Origin of the sequence: uncultured Prevotella sp., from assembly GCF_946407605.1 — a bacterium.
GTDB lineage: Bacteria > Bacteroidota > Bacteroidia > Bacteroidales > Bacteroidaceae > Prevotella.
The window spans coordinates 59,449-74,543 of the sequence record NZ_CAMJOS010000014.1; the positions used below are offsets into that span (position 1 = coordinate 59,449).

Genomic DNA, 15,095 nt, shown 5'->3' on the forward strand with positions numbered 1-15,095 from the left:
ACATAACGCCTCACACCTTTCTATTATTCTTTATTAGTACGAAATAAACTAAAACTATTATATCGATGAAAAAGACTTTATTACTACTCGCCTGTATAGGCATTGCTATCACTTCTAGTGCTCAGTTGAAGGTTAATAGTAATGGTAAAGTTGCTATTGGTACCACTGAGAATCCAACTTCCCAATTAGCTTTTGGCGCAAAAGGAAACACCTATGCAAAAACATATTTCGAAGGTGATGGACGTGTTATACAAATTAAAGCCCTAGGTAAAAGCAGCAATATGTCTAGCTCTATGTATGGAGCAGGCTTATTTGTAACAGGAACCCCAACTCTAAATTCTGGAATTGTAGGTGTGAGTAGTCAAATTACCGGAACTTATTCGTCGTCAAATGGCTATGCCGTTGGAGTTCTTGGCACAGCAGGAAATGGTGCCAGTGGCTATAATTATGGAGTCTCAGGATATCTAAATAGTGGAAGAAATGGCGCTGGTATTTTTGGCTCAGTTGATGGAGATGGTCATTCAAAATGTATCAATGACCGCTATGCTGGCTATTTCCTTGGTAAAGTGTACGTGGAAGGCGATTTCTTTTTGTATTATCAACATATGTTTAAATGGGCAAATGAGCCGTTTATGCCAAATCGGCAACCTATGGGAAGTGTATTGAACAAAGTAAAAGCAATAAACCCAATTGCATTTAAATTCGCATCAAGTACCGACTCCACTTATGCACTGTCTGCCCAAGATATAGATTCTATTTTTCCTGGCATGGTATGTCCTAATGGGGGATATGTAGATTATTTAGAGATGATTCCAATTTTAATTAAAACGATTCAAGAAATGCAACAGGAAATAGAGATTTTACAGACATTGGTTCCTGAGGCTTCACGGTATAATGATAACATGAACACGGCTTCAGCATATAGACAAAAATCATTATTCCATGATGCAGTATTATTTCAAAACAGTCCCAATCCATTCTCTAATAGTACAACAATCCGTTTTAAGTTGCCAGACGATGTGCAGAATGCCTATATCTGTATTTTCAACATGAACGGAAGTCTGAAAAAGAAAATTCCTGTTGATTCATCTATGGATAGCATTTCTGTCAATAGTTATGACCTGGGTTCAGGAATGTATCTTTATTCATTAATAATTGGAGGGCAGGAAGTAGACACGAAGAAAATGATTATATCATAGCTTTGACTCAATGGAACTTCTCTATTACGTCCGATTGTTTAATACGACTAATAAAGTGGGGGTATATGAAGCCGATATTTATATATATTATAATGTTTGTATCATCAGTAGTCGCCGATGCACAAACAACAAAAAGAATTACGTTGGAGTTCTGTCAAAATGATTTTGAAATACAAAAGGAAGGTTCCCTCTATTCAATTAGTACAAAGAACCATACATTCGTATTTGATAATGATTATAATTCTCCTGCACTTCCATATGCTTGTGTTAATATCTTAATAGGAAAAAATGATAATTACATAGGCTATGCGATCTCAACAGAGCATACACTTATGGGAGAAAATGTTGATTTGGAATCTAATCCTATTTGCTTTCCAATAGATAATGGTATTGATGTTCGAAAAATGACAAGAATGAATAGTCCTTATAAAGAGGCGTTTTATCCTAGAGAGAAGGTTAGGTATACAGGAACTCATTATCTGGGAGAATATAAATTCTTGTCATTCCTGATTTGTCCGTTTGAATATGATGCAGAAAAGGGGAACTTATTTCTAGATACGACAATTAACATTGACATCAAACTTGATAATGCTGTTGACAATAGAGATAACAACACTCCGTCTAAAAAGTCAGCCTTGGAGCAAATAGTAAAACTGGTTGCAAATCCTGAGGATGTAGACTTATTGTACCAGACAGAGAATCTAAGACATTTTTATTCAGATACCCTTTATCATTATTTGATTATTACCGTAGATTCATTAAAGGATGAGTACCAGCGTTTGGCAGATTGGAAAACGGAAAAGGGTTGTAGGGCAGAGGTCGTTACGTTGGAAGAGATTAACAATACATATACAACTGATACAACCTTTGTTCGTATTAAGAAAATGATAAAGAATTACTACAATAGGAGAGACTGGGACTTGCAGTATGTGTTGCTTGGTGGTGCGACCAACCTTATTCCCACATTAAAATGTTATTCGAGGATATCATTCATTAATGGAAATGAATATACTAACGGGGCTTGCGATATCTATTATTCCTGTCTTAGGGATATCGACTGGGACAAGAATCATAATGGAATATATGGAGAAATAACAGATACCATAGATTATTTTCAATGGTGTTCTGTTTCAAGGATGTCAACAGAAAATGCATTAGAAGCAAAGACAAATGTAGATAAAGTAATTGAGTATGAACAAAATCCAGATACTATTGGTTGGAAAAATGAGATATTAATGTGCGGTAATAAATTAGATAGATGTGTAGCAATAAATGAGTCTGGAGACAGTATTAGCGATGCACAGGTGATATGTGATAGTTTGTATTCTAGATATATCAGTTCCACAGGCTGGAATGGATTAAAATACAGATTTTATGATACAGGTACAGACCACCCTGATAGTGCAAACTATGATGTGACAGCAGAAAATTTGCAGTCAGAACTGGAAAAAGGATATGCGTTTGCACATGTCTTAACACATGGAAACACTAACAGATGGACAATGGAAAGACTTATATGGTACCATACATATCATGCCAATAATTTGGTCTCGCCTAGATATACCGTTATTATGACAGAAGCTTGTCACACAAATGATATATCTTCGCCATCATCATTCTTAGGGAAATCTTTTATGAATAGTCCTCGTAATGGTATTATTGCTTATTATGGTTGTAGTGAAACAAGCATTACCTATGGTAGTAATGCTAATGGACCTGCGGATATATTTACTGGTGAAGCATGGAAGGCATTGTTTTCTGGGACACCACAAATAGGAAAAGCAATAAAAGAATCTAGAAATTTATTCTCTTCTGCTTGTAATAGCTATTGTGATACACGATGGCAATATCTCTTTATGACATTATTGGGCGACCCAGAATTGACGATTCATACACAAAAGCCACAGCCGATCTCAAATATGCAGATTACTCACAGATACGAGGACATCTCTTGGGTCTTTGCAGAAGACAATGCAAAAGTCTGTGTTATGAGTCGTTTTGATATGGGGCAAAGCTATTATAGTGTTTGGGACTATTATGGACAACCCACATTTACTCTTCAGCCAAATGAGTATCTCGTAACTGTGACACGAGCTAATTGCTTGCCATACCAGACGATTTTTGGAAATGTAGTATATCTTCAAAATGAGAAATTATCAAATAATCTCAATGTCCTTGCAGAACAAGTGAATATTGGCAGCGATGTTAACTCCAATCGCCCCCAAGGACCTGTCGTTGTTGAAAATGGTTCATCTACCATATCAGCAGAATTTGGTACAACAATTTATAGTGATTTTGAGGTAAAATTAGGCGCATCATTAGAAATAAATGGTAATAGTTCTATTACTCAGTAAAAAAGTGGCTCGAAACAGAACAACGTATTGAGAATTTTATTATCTTTGCAGAAAATGTGTGAAACCCAATAATTGAAGTGTTATGAAAGAGATGAGATTACTACTAGTGTTTTTGCTTGTTCTGGCTACAGGTGGCGCTGTGGCACAAGAATCGAACGTAACGGTAGGTGATGTGTCGAATACGGATTGTGCAATGAGGACGAGATCCGAAGGCAATATCGGAAACCCGAGGCTAAAACTCACGCGTTTTGAAGGTGGTCTGTATGGAGAACTTATCAACTGTGAGGTGAACTGTGCTTATGGTGACGTTAAGGTGATATGTCAGGAAAATGATTCAAATCTCAACATCGGTGTTGACGCAGGTACTGGTGATATACTTGCCGCTTGTGTCTGTCAGATCAATATTTATTTCACCATATTCAATGCGCTAAAGGACGAATACCAAGTGACTGTGAGAGGAAAGAATATTGGTAAGGTGTCTTTCAAGGAACATTCTGTTGTGGAAATAGACTTGGTAACGTTGGCGCAGGCCTATGAGGAAGGCTTTGACTATCCTGTAAAGGTAGAGGGGCTGTCAACATATGAATTTACTAAAAACATTCAGCCTGGTGAGAATCTGAATAAGGTACTTGAGTTTCTACGGGGCGAAGGACAGAACAGTCTTTTTTGTTCATATCAGAATTATGTGTTGCCATGCGAATACTCCTATCTTGACGTTCAGGCAGAACTTGATAAAGACAGCACATTGCTGATTAATGTGATGACAGATGGTATTCCTGGTCAGGGTTGCCTGCGAGTAGCCACCTTGTTCTTTAATCTTGTTAATGTATTTAGAGAATCGTATCACCTGAAATTTTATCATACCATTGTTTCAGCCGATGAGGAAAGGCAAGTAAGATGTTCTGTATGCCTATATGATGGTGTCTTAAATGTGCCAGATGCAAACAATACTGTATCTATTCCTATAATTGATGATAATGACTATAATTCTCTCGTAGTAGCAGGTGTTGGTTCCTCTCAAACAGTTGGTGCAGCCACAGGTCCTTCTATTGTTGACCTCCAGGGCCGTCGCCTTAATGCAGAGCCCAAGCATGGGGTGTATATAAGGAATGGAAAGAAGGTGGTGAAGTGAAAAATGATCAGAAGCGCTCGGCTCTGCCGCTTTCACTAAGCGTAGCGACTGAAAGTCCCCGCTGATCAGATTAAATTAAATCTGGAAAATGAGAAAGATAAAAAGTAATGATGAGGCCTTAAGACTCTTTGAGGAAAGTTCTATAAGACATTCCGAAGCATCAGAGACAGGAGATTATAAAACAGGAAATAGGCATCACGATATTATTGTTGCATGCATCCTATATCTTTACGACAGTCAGCAACTTCAATTATTGGAGCCTTTCTTGGAACATCCGCATGTTGGTGTACGTCTATGGGCTGCATTTGCATTGCTTTCTGTTGATAAAATTAGAGCAGAAAGAGTTCTAAAGGAGGTTCAGAATGATGATTCTAATGGCATTTATCGAAGTGATGCAATGTATACCCTAAAAGAATGGGAGAATGGTAAACTGAAATTTCCGTGGGAATGGGCAAGAAAGAAGTAATGATAAAAGGATAATTCGAGATAAGTCAAAAGATTGATAAAATGATCAGGAGCGCTCGGCTCTGCCGCTTTCACTAAGCGTAGCGACTGAAAGAACCGACCCCGCTAATCTAATTCTCGAACCGAAAGATCAGATTTAGATTATTCTATTGTTGCAGGGGGACTAACTCGAATGCAAGCTCGAATAATGGAGCAAAACTTAATAAATAAATATGGTATGATTAAGAATGGAGGAAGTTTGTATAATAAAATCAACTCGATATCACCAAAATACTGGGATAAGTATGGAATAAAATAATGATGATTTCTTTATGAATATGAGAACAATAATTGGCGATGTGTTTTGTGTAAAGATAGATGGTAATTGCAAGAAATACTTGCAATACATTATTAGTGACTTAACGCAACTGAACAGCGATGTTGTAAGAGTTTTCAAAAAATCATATCCTATTAATGAAGAGCCCGACTTGACAGAAGTAGTAAAAGGAAATATTGATTTTTATGCTCATTGCTCAACAAGAATAGGTATGAAAAGAGGATTGTGGGAAAGAGTTGGGAACGTCAAAGATGTTGGTGAGACAAGGCACATCCTCTTTAAGACAAAGGGAGACTACACAAATAAGGATATCCAAGACGATTGGGCAATATGGAGAATTAATGAAGATCCTATTCATGTTGACGTTCATAGTATTGAATTAAAACAAGCATATTTGGGGGTGATATTCCAACCAGAAAGAATTGTCTATAGATTAAAGACTGGTACTAATTATGGGGTATATGCGAAATACGATTAAAATCTCATCATGGTTTTAACTTGGAAAGTAGGATAATTGGTTATGGGACTGCACTTAGTTATTACGATGATATAATTAAATATACATATGGATACCACCCGTGGTGGCACTTTATTTATAAAATACCGAGACGATGGTAAAGAATTTAGTATTATGTGTTTTATGCATCCTATGTTGCTGTTGCATGACGAAAAGAACTATTCAACCTCTAAGCAACAAAGGTTTAGCATTGGATGTCAAATTGGAAAAAGACAGTGTAGCATGTGGTGATTCTGTTATGATATCTTTTGTGGTTTCTAATCCAACGGACAAACCGGTGGCGATAGATTCTTTACAAAGAATAATACTGGAACGTTATAGTGAATATGAAACCTTTGGAGATGTGTACGATACTTGTATTTGCCAAGGGATAGGTGATACTGTGATATTGCCCCATAGTCAATATATGAAGAATGTAAAAGTATGCATTAGACCAGAGTTCTTTTTTACAGGCTTGAATAATTTACGGGCTCATTTCCTATGTAGTTTTCTTATTTATGATGATAGAAACAAATCAGCATATAAAAAGTACATATATATTCCTAAAAATGGAATAATTATATATTCAAAGCCGTTTAAAGTCTTTGTCGGAAATCATGGGGACTCTAATTGTTGGTAATGTTTGATTGAAGTAATAACAAATGATTGATATAAGAAAAAGTTTGTACTATTGCATGATTAGTAAAAACGGTATTATGAAGAAGTATTTATTTCTATTGATAGCTGTAGTAACATTGGTGGGCTGTTCTCCCCAGGTGACATCAGAAATGGTGACAAGCGGATATAATCCAGTGGCAACAAACAAGGTGATGATTGTCGAGAGCATAGACAAGGTAGAGAAGGCTCAAGCCATCGGCCAGGTGACGGTTGACGGAAAGGCAGAGTCGGTGAAAAGCGAATATGGAAAAATGCTGGGAATGGCCGTCAGAGAGACAGCACAAAAAGGCGGCAACGTGCTGGTGATGGACTATAGCGAGATGGACAAGAACCGACTGAAAGGTACGATGGCTTATACCGACGGCGAGGTGAACGACTCGCTGACACTCTCTGTCAGAAGAATTGACGAACTGAAGGCAAAACTATGGGGGCCGACAAAGACAACTGCCATAAAGACTGCTAATGCCGAAGCCGCAACCGATACAACTGCCGCCATTACAAACAACCAAGTCGAGGCCGATGGCTGGCAGCAGGAAGAAGAGGAGCCGCAGGGCATTATGTTCAAAATCGGTGCCGGACCCATGTGGACCACTTCGAAGCTTTATCTGACTACCGATGCCAAGAATTATGTCACAGACCAGCGGGGCTATGGTCTCAACCTGTCTATTGCCTATACAGGAAAGAACATTTATGGCTTTGGTGCCGACTTCTATGGCGTCAGAACGGAGATTGACATTCCCAATAATATAAGGTACTATGGAAATAAACCCGATTACCTCATGATGTATCTCGGCCCCAGCGCCCTTATTGGCGGCAATATCACTCCTTGGTTGCGCCTTGATGCATCGTTGGGTCTAGGTCTGGCTTATTATCACGATGACGGCCAGAACGAAATCGGATTTGGATCGAGAATGACTGTGGGAATGGAGATTATGGTGACAAAGACGTTGGGCATCGGTATCGACGGTGTGCGTCAACGTAGCGTCTTCTCTAAACCTGATGGTTTTAAGCAGCCTGATAATGAGTCGTATGGCTTTGACCACTTGGGTGCCATGCTGACTGTCAGATTCCATTATTAACCTCTTAACATGATTAATTAATCGTATAAAAACCATGAGCCCATAAGAAGAAATAATCTCAAATATTTGGATGCGTATAAGATTTTCAGTATCTTTGCACCTTGAAATATAGTAGATAGAGCGACAGCTTTCTGTACACATCCGAAATCGCCAAAGGAAATAGTACACGGAAAGACTGCTGTTAGCTCACACTCGAATATGGGTGTGGGCTTTAGCGGTATCCATCTGTGTACAAGGTATTTGGCGATGCCTGGATGTGAGATGTTCTTACCGTTATCGCCCGCATCCTTTTTCAGAATCAAGGTATTTACTATATTTTTAAATTTGTTTGAATATGAATCACAATGAAGAAGTCCCAGAATCTCTGGGAGGACTTGGCGACATGCTGCCCGCCGATGTCCTGAAGAAGTTGGATGAACTGCTGGAGCTGCTGCACCAGAAGAATCACATCAGCCAAGGCAGCATCGTATTTAATATCTATGGGAAGGGAAGCCAGCACATAGATAACCAAATCAATATCGGGAAGACCCACCCCGACCCTCCCTGCTTAGGGAGGGAGAAGAGCGCAGGGGACTTACCTAACGAACTTGCCACCGACAAGGCGATGGTGCTGTGGAAGAAAGCGCAGGAGGCAGGTTACGTGGATGAGAACTTCCAACCACTCATCTCCCGCACCCAGGCGGCGCTCCTGGCCGACACCATGGCGGACCGGCTGAGCATCAAGGAGAAGTGGAAGATGTTTGAGGGGCTGTGGAATAGGAACAACATGTATAATGATTATTACAGATCTATGAATCAACAACAGTCATTAACGTTTCAAGATGAACTAAAACAACTTTTCAAATAGGTCTTACATATGCTAAAAAAGATTAACTCGCGCAAGAATGTTTGCGTGAGTTAATTATTTATATTATCTTTTGCAGCAGTTTTTAATGTACTCACGAAAATTCTATAACTTGAGCATGAGAATAGATGGCTTAAAAATAGACGGCATTGCCAACATTGAGCATGTCCCATTGGAAGAAGCATTGAATGTAACCATTAGATAAGGCTGTTCAAGCAACTTCTCAAATAGGAATATACCCTCTATATACACCTGCTATATAGGGGGTAAATTTTATCTCTTTTTCGTAACTTCGCGGCGTAAAAGTTTAACCAATGAAATGAAGTTATGAATGAGAATGTGACGAGCCAGTTGGATGAACTGCTGGAGCTGTTGCACCAGAAGAATCACATCAGCCAAGGCAGCATCGTATTTAACATCTATGGAAAGGGAAGCCAGCACATAGATAACCAAATCAATATCGGGAAGACCCACCCCGACCCTCCCTGCTTAGGGAGGGAGAAGAGCGCAGGGGACTTACCTAACGAACTTGCCACCGACAAGGCGATGGTGCTGTGGAAGAAAGCGCAGGAGGCGGGCTATGTGGACGAGCACTTCCAACCACTCATCTCCCGTACACAGGCGGCACTCTTGGCCGACACAATAGCTGATCGGCTAAGCATCAAGGAGAAGTGGAAGATGTTTGAGGGGCTGTGGAATCGGAAATACATGCGGAGTGATTACAACTTGGCTCTCACCAGAAAAAGAACGCTCGACTTTCAGGACGAACTGAAACGACAGCTTGGTTAAGAAGCAAAAAGTCCCGGTGCTCGCGCATCAGGACTTTTTCTGTTCTTGTTCTTGTTTTATGAAATACATCCGTGCCATCCTAACGGAAAGACGCGGCTTGCAGTTCCTTGGTAATATTTGCCATACAGACAGTCAGACGCTCGTAGGTCTTTTCACCTGCCGTCTTGATACCCCGAGTGTATTGGCGCATCAGCGAGGGATTGACCCCAGCCCGCTTAGCAACCTCTGTGACATTCAGGAAGGAGAAGTAGTCGAAGAACGACTGCAAATCGTACTGGTAGCGGAACTCTACCGGCTCTGCTGTCTTTCCGCTTTCCTCGTAGTCGGCCTTGGCCTCTTCCAGACAAGCCAGCAAGTCGTCTTTGGCTTCCTTCACTGTCTGGCCTGCAGCATTCAGTCCTACACCATAGACATCCTTTTCTGTGTGGCACCAGAATGTGCCGTCGGATGCCTGCGATACTGTCACTAATACTTTCCTCATATATCGAATATTGTTTCTATCAAACAAAAAGTGTTCCTGCTCTCCGAACCGTCTGATTTCCAGCTCTCTTAAAAGTGGTCGGGGATTACTCCCCAACCAACTTTTTCAAGATTTTCTGCGCCGTTCCCGTAGGAACTTCGCCAGCGTGCCGGGGCACCCATTCGGACGCTCCCGTCTTGGGATTCGTCCACTTGTCGTGCCTCTTTCCGTTTCGAGCCAGAACGCACCCGGCGTCCCTGAGGCTCTCTAACAATTCAGATGTTTTCATAAAACACAGAACACTTTGTCCGCTTAGGACGGTGCAAAGGTAGCAAAAAAGTTACAAACAAACAAATATTTAGGTAACTTTTTTGTTATATTGCTATGTTTTTAACTATTTAGACCGTAGTACCCTCGCGTAGTACCCCTAAGGGGAGTAGGAACCAGAAATGTTTTGTATCTTTGCCGCAAACAAATCTCTATTTGTATGGAAGAGGAGAAAACTAAAAAGAAATGGAAAAAGAAAGAAACCAGCGGTGAGCGGAAAGCGAACTGGAAGGAGTATGTGGCCACGATAGAGGACATAGAGCGGTTCTTGGACGAGCGGGTGCTGCTGCGCCGCAACGTGGTGACGGGACTGGTAGAGGCATCGCCAGACTGGCTGCCCGTGAGTGACTTCCAGCTGAACTCATGGTGGAAGGAGCTGCGTAGGACGAAGATGGTCAGCCTGGCGGACTTCGACCATGTGGTGAACTCAGACTATGCGCCAGACTATCACCCGTTCCAGTCTTACCTGGAGCACCTGCCGCCCTGGAACGGCGACGACTACATCCTTGGCATGTCGGTGAGCGTGACGGTGAAGGGCGGTCCCGATGAGCAACTGATGTTCTACCGGTTCCTGCGCAAATGGCTGGTGGCCATGGTGGCGGCATGGATAGACGAGACGGTGGTAAACCATGAGATACTGGTGCTGGTGGGCCGTCAGGGAGCCTATAAGACCACCTGGTTCAGTTACCTGCTGCCGCCGGAGCTGCGCCGCTATTTCCGCATCAAGACGAATGCGGGACGTATGAACAAAGACGACCTGCTGACGCTGACGCGCTACGGTCTGGTATGCTGCGAGGAGCTCGACACCATGAACGCTGCAGCCATGAACCAGCTGAAGTCGGCCATGACCATGCCAGCCGTCGACGAGCGTCCTGTCTATGGTCGCCACCACGAGCACCGCCCACACATAGCCTCGTTCTGCGGCACGGGCAACAACACCCAGTTCCTGAACGACCCCACGGGCACTCGCCGTTGGGTACCCTTCGAGGTGGAGTCCATCGACTCGCCCCGCGACCATCCCTTCGACTACGAGGGTATCTACTCCCAGGCCTACGCCTTGTATAACCAGGGCTTCGAGTTCTGGCTGTCGCCGGCAGAGACAGAGTGGCTGATGAAACACAACAGCACGTTCGAGACGCCGAAGTCGGAGATCGAAATGGTGAACTGGTACTTCCGCAAGCCTGTGGACAACGAGCAGGGCGAGTTTTTGCCCGTGTCTGTTGCCATGCAGATTATTGCTGCTAACACGGCCCAGATTTTCACGCTCGAAGGACTGGGGCGTGCCTTCACTAAGCTGGGCTTTCAGAAGAAGTCCGATGGCGACCAGCGTGGCTACATCGTCGTGCGGCGTAGCGGCGCGGAGATTGATGAGCGCAAACACCTGCTGGCCATTTCCGACGACTTACACTTTTGACGGATATCCAATGAAAAAGACTCCTGCGCGTACTGCGCTCGTATGTGTACGCGCGCAACTCTTTTTTCTTCTTTATCTGTAAGAAGTGTAAGAAATAGAATGAAGAAGTGATAAACCATACGACTATGTTAGAAGTAAAAGACTATTCCAAGCAGGAGCTGGCCGATGCCATGTATGCCTGCAACATCAAGCCAAAGTCGCGTCTGAAGAAGCTGTGGCGCGAGATAGCGACCTGTCCGGGACTGCAGCACGACCTCAAGCGTCTGCACTACCATACCGGCGACTCCGGGTTCACGGCAGCCATGGTGGAGAGAATCAAATACTGGCTCTGTATAGACTGAAAAGATGTTAAAAGAATGTTCGCATGGCAGACAGTGCAGACACTGGAGGATTCTGCAGACAATGGCTCTTTGAAATGTAGTATCTTTGCAATGCATTTGAGATGCATCGCGAGTGAAGGCTGCGGCTCAGCATAGCTCGAGCGAGCTCGGCTCTGCGTTCGCCTTGCACTTCACTTGTACCTGGCAAGTGAGCCGAAGGGACGTCATCTACGACCCGTTCCGATGTTTGTTTCCATCCGTTCCGACGTCATCTGCGACCCGTTCCGATGATACTTTAGGGGGGTAAAGTATCGCATCTACGACCGCAAAGTGACGTTCCCTCGGGTGAAAGAAACGTCCCGGACGACCCGAAAGTGACATACCTTTCACAAGCCGCGACAATGTTTAATGTTTAATTTTAAAAGATTATGAGTCAGAAGTACATCAAATCAAAGAACAACAATTCGCACAACGCGAAGACGTACGGCAAGTATTACGCCAAGCCCGTGTATGACGAGAAGTTCATCGAGACCGACGAGATTGCCGACTTCATCCAGACACAGGCCACGCTGAAGCGCAGTGACATCAAGGCTGCCCTCGACGAGCTGGGTGCCGCCATGAAGCACTTCCTGGGCATGGGTCAGAAGATCCGCCTGGCAGGTATCGGCATCTTCAAGGTCGGCTTCTCCAGCATCGGCGTGACGAAGGCGGAGGACTGCACGGCATCGACCATCACCTCGCGCCGCGTCCTGTTCCAGCCTGAGACCGAGCGCATCGTCACTGGTTCCGCAGAGAAGGATGGCAAGGTGGTGCAGAAGTATGTCAACACCAAGACCCTGATCAAGGATGTGGCCTTCGAGGAGCTCCACGAGAACCTGATTAGCGTAGGCAGTAGCAGCAGTGGTTCGAACACGAATCCCTCGAATGGCACGAATAGTGGCTCCAACACCGGTGGAAACTCCGGAACCTCTGGAACTGGAGGTGACAACACCGGTGGCAACTCCGGCGGCGGATCAGGAGATGATGATGACAACATGAACTGATGTATGATGTCTGAGGGCTGATGTGTCCGGGATAACGCAAAGGCTACCCAGTCTGCCCTAAGCGCAGGAACAACGTCCAAAACACAGCCTTGAATGCAATCTGCGCATCGCCCTCAAACTTCTCACTGAGCTCTTTTATTTATTGTCACACGGATCTCACAGATCTCACAGATTTAATTCGCTATGCGAATGATGCCCTCCCTGATATTATCTGTTGTGAAGTTCACCAAAAGGCCCACATGTTTATCAAGAAGCCTTAGGTATGTAAGCAGTTGTTTTGCAAACACTGGCTTCATCTCTTCGACTGACTTTAGCTCTACGATAATCGTATTCTCGATGAGCAAATCCAGACGAAGAGCAGTTTTGAGAACGTTCCCTTTGTAGTTAATGGGAACCTCCAGTTGCCTGGCTACTTGTAAGCCACGCTGCTGGAGCTCAAAACATAAGGCTTCTTCATAAACGGACTCCAAGAGTCCTGGGCCTAACGTGTTGTACACGTCAAATATAGCCCCACGTATTTGGTATGTTAGTTCGTTCTCTGTCATGATTCCGAAGGAATAAAAAATCTGTGTAATCTGTGTAATCTGTGTGACCTTTAATTAAACGTATTTCTTTCGATATTATTTTGTGTGAAATGAAAATCAATTGGCAGAAAGTATTCAAGGTGCTGAAGGTCATCGGCACCATCATCACCACCGTCGTCGGCACATTGGCCGTCCAGTCCTGTACTCCTCACTGGTTTTAATTTCTGCGTTTTCTGCGCTTTCCGCGAGACCCAGAAGAAAATCTGTGCTATCTGTGGGATCTGTGTGAGATAATAAAAAATAATCTCTGTGTGACATTAAAACTATCTGTGTGAAATGAAACCTCTAAAAGTCGTGAAGTATCTCGTCGTGCATTGTGTCGGCAACCCCTGCAACAAGCCCTTCAGCGTGGAATCGCTGATTAACTGCGGCAAGCAGAAGTGGGGCCAGGTATCCTACCACTGGTACGTGCGACGCAATGGCGACATCATTCCCCTGCTCTCTGAGAGCGTCCAGGGCATCCATGTGAAGGGCTACAACTGGTGCTCCCTTGGCATCGTCTACGAGGGAGGCCTCGATGAGCAAGGCCAACCCGCCGACACTCGCACTGAGGCCCAGAAGCACTCCCTCTACGAGCTGCTGAAAGATCTCACCCGTGACTACCCCGATGCTCGCATCCTTGGTCACTGCGAGTTCCCTCGCGTAGCCAAGGCCTGTCCCTGCTTCATGGCCAGCAAGGCCTATGCCGACCTCCAACCCTCAAACCGTCAGTAGTATGAAAACGTATTTTAGAAAACCCCGATGCGATAGGATAGCGAACTAACGCTAACTGTATCATATTATCACCGAACATCGTCAGCCGGATATGCGTAGCACCATTCACCGTATTTGGGGCACCATGCTGCGTATGCCAGAGACAGAGAGTGATACAAGTGTTGTAAAGGGCTCCCTTGACCGTGCACTTGCTCAGCCTGCAGATAACCAGTATATGCAGACGTATCAATCGCCCTATGAGGAAATCAAGAAGAGAAACGAGAATGCACCACGAAATATCCTGCGTTTCAACGTAGGACCATCATGGATGACTTCGAAATTTCAGGTTGGCGACAGACTCTACAAATCGAAGTGTGGTATAGATGTGGAGGTGGATTATGACCACGTGTGGGTGTCGGGCTTCGGCATAGGTGTCAACTACCTGCACAACTATACTTCATTTGACGAAGGCTATGTACAGCGTCTGAATTATATAGGTCCCAGTCTGGTGATGGCATTACCGTCTGATAAGTGGCGTTGGGATATGGCTCTTGGTTTTGGCTACTGCAGTTATTCGGAGTCTGTGGGTAACCAGTCTCATACTGAGGGGCATGTGGCACCGCTGTTACGTATTGGGTGGGAATACAAAGTGAGCAACCAAATAGCGCTGGGTGCTCAGATGAATATGATTACCGTGAAATTGAATAAGCCTGATGGTTTTGAGTTGAAGGACAATGAGTTTTATGGCATCAGGCGCATAGGCTTTCAAGTGGGTATGCGCTATTACTTTTAGTGAAAGCGGCAGAGCCGAGCGTTCCTGATCATTTATTGATGCGAAAATTTGGAGATAATAGAATATGTTTGTAACTTTGCGCCCAAATGATCAGGAGGACCGTCCCCAC

The 15,095-nt window shown here is 43.7% G+C and carries 17 protein-coding genes; 14 read left to right on the forward strand and 3 right to left on the reverse strand.

Annotation, left to right across the window (positions count from 1 at the left end; translation table 11 throughout):
• Window positions 1-65: 65 nt before the first annotated feature.
• The 9 genes from Q0R57_RS07710 to Q0R57_RS07750 all read left to right on the forward strand — a co-directional run bounded on the left by Q0R57_RS07710 (window position 66) and on the right by Q0R57_RS07750 (window position 9,352).
• Window positions 66-1,199, forward strand: a complete 1,134-nt coding sequence (locus Q0R57_RS07710; RefSeq protein ID WP_294745581.1) for a T9SS type A sorting domain-containing protein — start codon at window positions 66-68, stop codon at window positions 1,197-1,199.
• A gap of 65 nt (window positions 1,200-1,264) precedes the next feature.
• Window positions 1,265-3,553 (forward strand): C25 family cysteine peptidase, encoded by a 2,289-nt coding sequence (locus Q0R57_RS07715; RefSeq protein ID WP_294745584.1) that lies wholly within the window; start codon window positions 1,265-1,267, stop codon window positions 3,551-3,553.
• Between the two features lie 82 nt (window positions 3,554-3,635).
• Window positions 3,636-4,685: a hypothetical protein gene (locus tag Q0R57_RS07720; protein WP_294745587.1), complete on the forward strand. Its 1,050-nt coding sequence runs from the start codon at window positions 3,636-3,638 to the stop codon at window positions 4,683-4,685.
• Window positions 4,686-4,773: 88 nt separating this feature from the next.
• Window positions 4,774-5,151 carry a DUF2019 domain-containing protein gene (locus Q0R57_RS07725; RefSeq protein WP_294745590.1) on the forward strand — a complete coding sequence of 126 codons (378 nt, stop codon included), beginning with the start codon at window positions 4,774-4,776 and terminating at the stop codon, window positions 5,149-5,151.
• A 316-nt stretch (window positions 5,152-5,467) separates the two neighbouring features.
• Entirely contained in the window at window positions 5,468-5,944 is a 477-nt protein-coding gene (locus tag Q0R57_RS07730; RefSeq protein ID WP_294745593.1) for a hypothetical protein, read from the forward strand.
• Between the two features lie 184 nt (window positions 5,945-6,128).
• Window positions 6,129-6,602: a hypothetical protein gene (locus tag Q0R57_RS07735; RefSeq protein ID WP_294745596.1), complete on the forward strand. Its 474-nt coding sequence runs from the start codon at window positions 6,129-6,131 to the stop codon at window positions 6,600-6,602.
• A gap of 76 nt (window positions 6,603-6,678) precedes the next feature.
• Entirely contained in the window at window positions 6,679-7,719 is a 1,041-nt protein-coding gene (locus Q0R57_RS07740) for a hypothetical protein (RefSeq protein ID WP_294745600.1), read from the forward strand.
• A gap of 334 nt (window positions 7,720-8,053) precedes the next feature.
• Entirely contained in the window at window positions 8,054-8,566 is a 513-nt protein-coding gene (locus tag Q0R57_RS07745) for a hypothetical protein (protein ID WP_294745604.1), read from the forward strand.
• A gap of 324 nt (window positions 8,567-8,890) precedes the next feature.
• Window positions 8,891-9,352, forward strand: a complete 462-nt coding sequence (locus Q0R57_RS07750; RefSeq protein WP_294745607.1) for a hypothetical protein — start codon at window positions 8,891-8,893, stop codon at window positions 9,350-9,352.
• A 79-nt stretch (window positions 9,353-9,431) separates the two neighbouring features.
• Here the strand turns inward: Q0R57_RS07750 and Q0R57_RS07755 are convergent, their stop codons facing one another.
• Window positions 9,432-9,833: a pilus assembly protein HicB gene (locus Q0R57_RS07755; protein ID WP_294745610.1), complete on the reverse strand. Its 402-nt coding sequence runs from the start codon at window positions 9,831-9,833 to the stop codon at window positions 9,432-9,434.
• Window positions 9,834-9,918: 85 nt separating this feature from the next.
• Window positions 9,919-10,101: a type II toxin-antitoxin system HicA family toxin gene (locus tag Q0R57_RS07760; protein ID WP_294745613.1), complete on the reverse strand. Its 183-nt coding sequence runs from the start codon at window positions 10,099-10,101 to the stop codon at window positions 9,919-9,921.
• 198 nt (window positions 10,102-10,299) lie between these two features.
• Between Q0R57_RS07760 and Q0R57_RS07765 the strand changes: the two genes are divergently transcribed.
• The 3 genes from Q0R57_RS07765 (at window position 10,300) to Q0R57_RS07775 (ending at window position 12,916) form a co-directional block, all read left to right on the forward strand.
• On the forward strand, window positions 10,300-11,553 hold the full coding sequence (locus Q0R57_RS07765) for a VapE domain-containing protein (RefSeq protein ID WP_294745616.1): 1,254 nt from the start codon (window positions 10,300-10,302) through the stop codon (window positions 11,551-11,553).
• Window positions 11,554-11,678: 125 nt separating this feature from the next.
• A complete protein-coding gene (locus Q0R57_RS07770) occupies window positions 11,679-11,894 on the forward strand; it encodes a DUF4248 domain-containing protein (protein ID WP_294745619.1) in 216 nt (71 codons plus the stop codon).
• A 407-nt stretch (window positions 11,895-12,301) separates the two neighbouring features.
• Complete coding sequence (locus Q0R57_RS07775; protein WP_294745621.1) at window positions 12,302-12,916, forward strand: HU family DNA-binding protein; 615 nt, start codon at window positions 12,302-12,304, stop codon at window positions 12,914-12,916.
• Between the two features lie 173 nt (window positions 12,917-13,089).
• Here the strand turns inward: Q0R57_RS07775 and Q0R57_RS07780 are convergent, their stop codons facing one another.
• Window positions 13,090-13,461 (reverse strand): GxxExxY protein, encoded by a 372-nt coding sequence (locus tag Q0R57_RS07780; protein ID WP_294745624.1) that lies wholly within the window; start codon window positions 13,459-13,461, stop codon window positions 13,090-13,092.
• A 315-nt stretch (window positions 13,462-13,776) separates the two neighbouring features.
• Between Q0R57_RS07780 and Q0R57_RS07785 the strand changes: the two genes are divergently transcribed.
• Together Q0R57_RS07785 and Q0R57_RS07790 are read left to right on the forward strand one after the other, a co-directional pair.
• Complete coding sequence (locus Q0R57_RS07785) at window positions 13,777-14,214, forward strand: N-acetylmuramoyl-L-alanine amidase (RefSeq protein ID WP_294745627.1); 438 nt, start codon at window positions 13,777-13,779, stop codon at window positions 14,212-14,214.
• 91 nt (window positions 14,215-14,305) lie between these two features.
• Complete coding sequence (locus tag Q0R57_RS07790) at window positions 14,306-14,986, forward strand: outer membrane beta-barrel protein (RefSeq protein ID WP_294745630.1); 681 nt, start codon at window positions 14,306-14,308, stop codon at window positions 14,984-14,986.
• The last annotated feature ends 109 nt before the right edge of the window (window positions 14,987-15,095 follow it).

Coding starts and splice junctions, on each gene's coding strand:
- Q0R57_RS07720 (WP_294745587.1), top strand. CDS start 3,636: ATGAAAGAGATGAGATTACTACTAGTGTTTTTGCTTGTTCTGGCTACA.
- Q0R57_RS07725 (WP_294745590.1), top strand. CDS start 4,774: ATGAGAAAGATAAAAAGTAATGATGAGGCCTTAAGACTCTTTGAGGAA.
- Q0R57_RS07710 (WP_294745581.1), top strand. CDS start 66: ATGAAAAAGACTTTATTACTACTCGCCTGTATAGGCATTGCTATCACT.
- Q0R57_RS07745 (WP_294745604.1), top strand. CDS start 8,054: ATGAATCACAATGAAGAAGTCCCAGAATCTCTGGGAGGACTTGGCGAC.
- Q0R57_RS07770 (WP_294745619.1), top strand. CDS start 11,679: ATGTTAGAAGTAAAAGACTATTCCAAGCAGGAGCTGGCCGATGCCATG.
- Q0R57_RS07730 (WP_294745593.1), top strand. CDS start 5,468: ATGAGAACAATAATTGGCGATGTGTTTTGTGTAAAGATAGATGGTAAT.
- Q0R57_RS07715 (WP_294745584.1), top strand. CDS start 1,265: ATGAAGCCGATATTTATATATATTATAATGTTTGTATCATCAGTAGTC.
- Q0R57_RS07750 (WP_294745607.1), top strand. CDS start 8,891: ATGAATGAGAATGTGACGAGCCAGTTGGATGAACTGCTGGAGCTGTTG.
- Q0R57_RS07765 (WP_294745616.1), top strand. CDS start 10,300: ATGGAAGAGGAGAAAACTAAAAAGAAATGGAAAAAGAAAGAAACCAGC.
- Q0R57_RS07790 (WP_294745630.1), top strand. CDS start 14,306: ATGCGTAGCACCATTCACCGTATTTGGGGCACCATGCTGCGTATGCCA.
- Q0R57_RS07775 (WP_294745621.1), top strand. CDS start 12,302: ATGAGTCAGAAGTACATCAAATCAAAGAACAACAATTCGCACAACGCG.
- Q0R57_RS07785 (WP_294745627.1), top strand. CDS start 13,777: ATGAAACCTCTAAAAGTCGTGAAGTATCTCGTCGTGCATTGTGTCGGC.
- Q0R57_RS07755 (WP_294745610.1), bottom strand. CDS start 9,833: ATGAGGAAAGTATTAGTGACAGTATCGCAGGCATCCGACGGCACATTC.
- Q0R57_RS07740 (WP_294745600.1), top strand. CDS start 6,679: ATGAAGAAGTATTTATTTCTATTGATAGCTGTAGTAACATTGGTGGGC.
- Q0R57_RS07780 (WP_294745624.1), bottom strand. CDS start 13,461: ATGACAGAGAACGAACTAACATACCAAATACGTGGGGCTATATTTGAC.
- Q0R57_RS07760 (WP_294745613.1), bottom strand. CDS start 10,101: ATGAAAACATCTGAATTGTTAGAGAGCCTCAGGGACGCCGGGTGCGTT.
- Q0R57_RS07735 (WP_294745596.1), top strand. CDS start 6,129: ATGACGAAAAGAACTATTCAACCTCTAAGCAACAAAGGTTTAGCATTG.